This window comes from Corynebacterium sp. HMSC069E04 (assembly GCF_001813175.1).
Taxonomy (GTDB): Bacteria; Actinomycetota; Actinomycetes; order Mycobacteriales; family Mycobacteriaceae; genus Corynebacterium; species Corynebacterium aurimucosum.
Genome location: NZ_KV811666.1, coordinates 1 through 5,858, shown reverse-complemented (window position 1 = coordinate 5,858; position 5,858 = coordinate 1). Strand labels below are relative to the sequence as shown.

At 58.5% G+C, this 5,858-nt stretch carries 6 protein-coding genes and 1 pseudogene; 2 read left to right on the top strand and 5 right to left on the bottom strand.

The window, feature by feature from the left end:
• Positions 1 to 236: 236 nt before the first annotated feature.
• Entirely contained in the window at positions 237 to 518 is a 282-nt protein-coding gene (locus HMPREF2896_RS05235; RefSeq protein WP_369815742.1) for a DUF1990 family protein, read from the top strand.
• A gap of 67 nt (positions 519 to 585) precedes the next feature.
• Here the strand turns inward: HMPREF2896_RS05235 and HMPREF2896_RS05230 are convergent, their stop codons facing one another.
• From HMPREF2896_RS05230 to HMPREF2896_RS05210, 5 genes are read right to left on the bottom strand one after another with little or no spacing between them, the layout of a single operon-like run.
• The gene (locus HMPREF2896_RS05230; protein WP_046646994.1) at positions 586 to 1,380 is read right to left on the bottom strand and encodes a hypothetical protein; all 795 of its coding nucleotides are present in this window, start codon (positions 1,378 to 1,380) and stop codon (positions 586 to 588) included.
• Between the two features lie 24 nt (positions 1,381 to 1,404).
• Complete coding sequence (locus HMPREF2896_RS05225) at positions 1,405 to 2,217, bottom strand: ABC transporter ATP-binding protein (protein ID WP_046646995.1); 813 nt, start codon at positions 2,215 to 2,217, stop codon at positions 1,405 to 1,407.
• 2 nt (positions 2,218 to 2,219) lie between these two features.
• Positions 2,220 to 3,203: a FecCD family ABC transporter permease gene (locus HMPREF2896_RS05220; RefSeq protein ID WP_046646996.1), complete on the bottom strand. Its 984-nt coding sequence runs from the start codon at positions 3,201 to 3,203 to the stop codon at positions 2,220 to 2,222.
• On the bottom strand, positions 3,193 to 4,125 hold the full coding sequence (locus HMPREF2896_RS05215) for a FecCD family ABC transporter permease (protein ID WP_209168001.1): 933 nt from the start codon (positions 4,123 to 4,125) through the stop codon (positions 3,193 to 3,195). The genes HMPREF2896_RS05220 and HMPREF2896_RS05215 overlap by 11 nt, the downstream gene beginning before the upstream one ends.
• Positions 4,126 to 4,154: 29 nt before the next feature.
• The gene (locus HMPREF2896_RS05210; protein WP_049157735.1) at positions 4,155 to 5,030 is read right to left on the bottom strand and encodes an ABC transporter substrate-binding protein; all 876 of its coding nucleotides are present in this window, start codon (positions 5,028 to 5,030) and stop codon (positions 4,155 to 4,157) included.
• Between the two features lie 251 nt (positions 5,031 to 5,281).
• Here HMPREF2896_RS05210 and HMPREF2896_RS12385 point away from each other — a divergent pair.
• Positions 5,282 to 5,831 (top strand): annotated as a pseudogene (locus HMPREF2896_RS12385) (IS256 family transposase); the annotation flags it as partial.
• Between the last annotated feature and the right edge of the window lie 27 nt (positions 5,832 to 5,858).

The window sequence follows — 5,858 nt, the reverse complement described above, 5'->3', positions numbered from 1 at the left end:
CCCCCCCCCCGCAGCACGGAGCACCCTAAGTGCACCGACAAAGCTCAGAGCGAAGAATGCGGTAGCGGCTACGAGCGACCACTGCGCGGCGTTGGCCATGCCTTCGCCAGTTTGTTGTTCATGATGGTTCTCCTTAATCTTCAGTTCCTTGCGCACGGGCAAGCACATGCTGCCCTAGCGATTTCGGGCCCACGAAGCACTGTGAAGCCGAATCAGTCAAGCGACCTTTCTAACAAATAGAGGCCGCCGCGAAACGTGGCTTTGGCCCATGGGATTTTCGCTGCCGCGTGGTCGATGTATTCCACAAGGACGGCCGCTGCGGGTTCACCTACGGCACCCTTCCCGGACACCTTGAGCGCGGCGAGGAGACCTTTGCTCTGGAGCGCCTGCGCGATGGCCGCACACTGCTGCTTATCGACGCCGCCTCAGAGCCCTTCCTCCCCTCCCTGCGCCCACTTGTGGACGTGCCAAGGCGCCTGCTGATTAGCCAACTCTACCTTCACGCCTTAGACGATTAGCAGGATTGCGCATACGACAAAAGCCGCCTCCCCGAGCCCTGGGAAAGCGGCTTAGTATCAGCGCTGGTTAGTTCTTGCGCTTGTCTTCGATGGACTCGCGAGCATCACGGACAGCGCCCTTGACGCGGTCAAAGAAGCCACCCTTCTTCGTGGACTCCTCTTGGTACTCGTGTGCCTTGTCCTCCACGAAGCCCTTAGCGCGCTGGAACGCATCGCCGACGGCGCTACCAGCCTCGGATGCCTTGTCCTTTAGCTGATCCAGGCGCTCAGAGGACTGCTGACCGTTGACGTTGTCCTGGTTCGGCGCAGTAGCAACACGCTCTTCGTTTGCTTCGCCTACGATGTGCTGGCTCGGGGCGTAGTCAGAGTTACCCTCGTCCAGCTTCTCCTGCAGGTCCGGTTGCTGCGGGGCGGAACCAATGTGCTCTTCCTGCGCGCCGCCTACGATGTGCTGGCTCGGCGCATAGTCCGAGTTCTCCTCGTCCAGCTTCTCCTGCAGGTCCGGCTGCTGCGGGGCGGAACCAATGTGCTCTTCCTGCGCCTCACCTACGATGTGCTGGCTCGGCGCGTAGTCAGCGTTGTTCTCATCCAGCTTCTCCTGCAGGTCCGGCTGCTCGGAGGCAGAGCCTACATGCTCTTCGTCGGCGCCAGCAACGACGTGATTCTGCGGCTCGTACTTGCTGGCGGTAGATAGGCCGGCTGTGCCCGCGGCGCCTGCCGCTGCAACCCCTGCACCTGCTGCAGCCGCGCCGGACCGAGCGGAGGTGCCAGAGTTAGCTGCCGAAGACACAGTGTCCTCAGATGCCAGGTACTTGTATTCGTTGCGATCCAGGTCAACTTCGTGGCCTAGTTCGTTTGCCATTGCTACGTACTCCTTTAAATAGATTTATCTTCTTCCTTCTAGGGTTCCAGAAAATTCAGGAGCGTGCACGGAAATGGGTATGGGAAAGCGTCGACCGGTGGAGGGATCAGTCATCTCTAAACACTCAACATGGAAGGTTTCGCGTACGAGTTCAGCGGTCATCACCTCCTCGGTGGCCCCTTCGGCCACAATGCGTCCCTCACGCATGGCTACGATTCTATCGGCGTAACGCGCGGCATGGACCATATCGTGGACCACCATGACCACTGTGACCCCGGCGCCATTGAGATCTCGAATCAGATCCAAAATGGACAATTGGTGCGCGGGGTCGAGGTAAGTAGTCGGCTCGTCAAGCAAGGTAATTGGCGTTTCTTGGGCCAAAGTCATAGCGAGGAAGACGCGCTGGCGCTGACCACCGGAAAGGTCTGCCGCGGGGGCGTCGAGAAGCTCGCTCACCCCAGCACGCGAGGCAGCACGCTCAACCGCTGCATGATCTCCGGCCCGCATCGTCGCTAGCGCCCCTGTATAGGGATAGCGGCCGTAACCGATGACGTCACGCACTAATACCCCTTCCGGAGCCACGGGATGTTGTGGCAGAAAAGAAACTTCACGGGCAAAGGCACGCGAGGAATACTTGCTGATATTTTGGTCCGAGAGGTACACCGCACCTGCGCTGGGCGTAAGTTGGCGGCCCAATGTCTTGAGAAGCGTCGACTTGCCGCAGCCATTCGGCCCGATCAGAGCGGTTACTTGACCGCTGGATAAGTGAAGATTTACGTCCTTGACCACATCGGGTCCACCGTAGCCCACGGTTAATCCGCTGCACGTCAGTGTCATGTCTAGCCTCCGTTTCGCACTCGGGTCAGTCGAGTCAATAGGAAAATGAAATACGGTGCACCGATCAGCGCGATGAGCGCGCCAACGGGGATTTCCGTGGGGGCGAAGGCCCAGCGACCGAGCGTATCGCATGCGGTCACAAGGACCGCGCCGCCTAGGGCTGCCACGGGTATTTGCCAGCGCAGGTTCGCGCCAACAACCAAGCGAGCAGCATGGGGGACGATGAGTCCGGCGAAGCCCAAGACCCCGGCCGCGGCGACTCCCGCGGCACCGAGGATGACGGCTAAGGCTACTGCTATTAGGCGCCATATCTTGGTGCTCACGCCGATGCCGGCCATGGTGGAATCATCCAGCGCGAGCATATCCAGGTGTTTTGCCACCACCATCGCGACGGTTAGGGCGAGAAGGATAAAGGGGGCGACAATGGTGGCATCGCCAAGCGAGCGGGCGTAAAGCGAACCTTTCAACCATGTCATGGCCGCTCCTGCCTCTGGGGCAGCCCGCACCAGGAGCAATTCGGTGATGGCGCCCAGCCCAAAAGATACCGCCACCCCGGTAAGCGGCAGGCGCACCGGATCACTTGCCCCGCGCCCGGCGAGGAGAAGAACCAGCCCAGTTCCAGCCAACGCTCCAATAAAGGCTATGAAAGTCAGCAGGTGGGCCGGCAGGGCGCCTGATCCCATGAGTACCGCAACGGCCGCGAGTCCGCCGCCGGAGGTAATACCCACCGTATCTGGTGCGGCCAAAGGATTGCGTAGCGCGGACTGCAATAGACAGCCAGAGACGGCCATGGCAATACCAGCGCAGATTCCCACCAAGATCCGCGGGGCGCGGTACTTCCAGATGAGCGGCTCTCCGGTAACGAAGGCGGTGATCACCTCGCCCGGCGGTTTCATCACCGCACCGACGCCCATGCCGATGATTGCGCTCAACGCCAACGCCAGGATGAGTCCTACTAGCACCCCAACAAATCTCTTATGCCGCATGCTTCCTCCTCCCCAGCGCATGGACGGCCCACAACACTAATGGCATGCCAGCCAAAGAAGTCACGATGCCCACTGGGGTCTCGGCTGGCGCCCAGATTGCCTGGCCAACCGAATCGGCCACCAAAAGCACCGCTGCTCCAACAATTCCAGCCACGCACAGCCCCATGCGGTGGTGTGAGCCGCACACCCGCCACGCTACGGCCGCGGCCATCAACCCCAAGAAGCCAATCGGCCCAGTTGCAGCTACGGCCGGAGCAATAAGCACTACCGCCGCCACAATGGCTGCCAACCGAATGCGCTCCGGCTTCGCGCCGACAGCACCAGCCACGGCATCGCCTGCTACGAGCAAGTCCAGCGTTTTTGCACCGACTAAGGTCAAGGGAACCACGACCAGCACGGCAATCAGCGCCGGCATGATACCGCTTAGGCGCACACCGGCAAGCCGACCAGAAAGCCATGACATCACCGTAGCCAGTTGAGCTTCATCTACTACCAAGAAAATGGAGGTCAATGCGCTACACAGCGCGGAAACAGCAACGCCAACGAGTACCATGCGCTGGATCGCACCGCTCTTACCGACGCCCACCGTCACCCCCACAGCAATCCCCGCACCCAACAGCGCACCGGGCAACTGGTCAACACTCGAGGTTTCGCTTCCTATAAACATTGCTGTTGCGACTGCGCCGAGTGCCGCACCGGAGTTCACACCAGTGATGGACGGATCGGCTAGCGGATTCGCAGTTGCCGTCCGCAGCAATAACCCGCCTACCCCTAATGCGATACCGACGACCGTGGTGGCAAGGAGACGGTCAAAGGCCACGCTATGCAGCTCTTCTTCCAGCCACGGGGTATCAGCTGGCACCTGAACATGGCGAAGCCGCCACCACCACACGAAGGCGACGGCAGCGGTTGCAAGGACCAGGCAGGCGCTGGTTTTAGTTCGAGGTGCCACTACTCTTCGGCGGCGATGATGTCATCGAGCATATGCTCGGCGGAAAGCGGCCCGCGGGCGCGCGACCAGATATCTTGGTCCACCTCTACGATGTCGCCGCTACCCTTGGCATAGGGCGTCTTTTTAAACGCATCGACGTCCTTGTACATAAAGACTAGGTCAGCCTTCATACCAGGGAGCTTATCGCCGGTCAGTTCCGCTACATCAGTCTTAGATTCGATGGATGACTTCTCACCTTCGAAGGCATAGTCATAGCCCACCTCACTTAGTAGCGACTGGGGGAAGGAAGGGTTGACCCAGGTATAGAGCATCTCACTGGACCAGCCAGCCACGACCGCACGACTCCCCGGCTTTACCGCGTCCTTGGTATGAGCAATCTTGTCCTCGATGCGCTGACGGACTTCTTTGGCCTTTTCCTCTTTACCTAGCTTGGCCGCGATCTCATCCATCGAGTCCAGCACGTCCAAGTAAGTCTCATCTGGGTAGGATTCGGTCTGCCCAATCTCTTCCAACTGCGGCATGATATCGGCTTGACGGGTAGGGCTAGCCAGGATCAGATCCGGCTCCAAGGACTGGATAACCTCTAGATTCGGCTGCTTGGCCTGACCCACAGAGGTCGCTTGACCCAGCTGCCCTTTCAAAGTGGTCGGTGCCTCCGACTTACCGATTTCCACGATTCCCACTGGGTCCACATCGAGGGCCTTGAGAATTTCCTCGTAGCGCCAATCAAGCGCCACAACTCGCTCGATCTTCTTTTCTCCGTTTCCTTCCTTAGAAGAAGAATCAGAAGAACACGCAACAAGGCCTGCGCCTAGGGCTAGAGTGGCTACGAGTGCGATAACTGCACGCACATTCATGAAGTCTTTCTTTTGCATAGCCTTACCTTACTTAGGTAAGGGTTTGATGTCTAGGGTCTGATTGCCACGTTCCCGATACGGACCATGTTGCCGCACGTCCGCTAAAATGGGTTAAGGGTCAGAAAGTGTGTCTGGGATCGGTGATTTATAGTCACTGTCCAGTGTGATTGTTGAAAGTATAGGCTTCACGACCGTATATCGCTGTCCTTGACGGTAAATCCCCGGTGTTTCTACCTGGATGTGGTAGGTCCTGGTGGTGTGGTGGCTTGATGCCGAAGAATCGACCACGCTGCCACTGCGGCGGCGACATGAAACGCAACGGAACTACCAGCAAAGGAACCACACGATGGCGATGTAAAGCCTGTGGGGCATCAGGCATCAAACGTCGCCCCGACGTCACCAACGCTAGAATTTTTGCGGATTTTATCGAGCATTGCACCACCACAATCTCGCTAACTGCACTGGCTAAACGCAACAATGTAAGCCATTCCACTATGAAGCGCAGATTTACATGGTACTGGCTTATTGACGTACCGGATCCCACCGTGGCACATACAGGCCGAGTCTATGACCAGATATTTCTCGACGGTACCTACACCGCTGGCGGATGCTTGATTGTAGCTTCCACCCTCGATCATGTTGTTGCTTGGCACTGGTGCCAAACACGAAACCGCTCCCGATTACACACGCCTGCTCGAACGCATCCCCGCCCCGTTAATCGCAACGACAGATGGCGGGCAAGGAACAGCAAGTGCAATAAAAACCTGCTGGTCAACAACACATGTGCAGCGTTGCCTCGTCCACGCACAGCGTGTAGTTTGAAGTGTCCCAGGTTTTGTTCCGTTT

What these genes read in the sequence shown, in the direction of transcription:
- HMPREF2896_RS05230 (WP_046646994.1), bottom strand. Translation starts at nt 1,380, where the DNA reads ATGGCAAACGAACTAGGCCACGAAGTTGACCTGGATCGCAACGAATAC.
- HMPREF2896_RS05225 (WP_046646995.1), bottom strand. Translation starts at nt 2,217, where the DNA reads ATGACACTGACGTGCAGCGGATTAACCGTGGGCTACGGTGGACCCGAT.
- HMPREF2896_RS05220 (WP_046646996.1), bottom strand. Translation starts at nt 3,203, where the DNA reads ATGCGGCATAAGAGATTTGTTGGGGTGCTAGTAGGACTCATCCTGGCG.
- HMPREF2896_RS05210 (WP_049157735.1), bottom strand. Translation starts at nt 5,030, where the DNA reads ATGCAAAAGAAAGACTTCATGAATGTGCGTGCAGTTATCGCACTCGTA.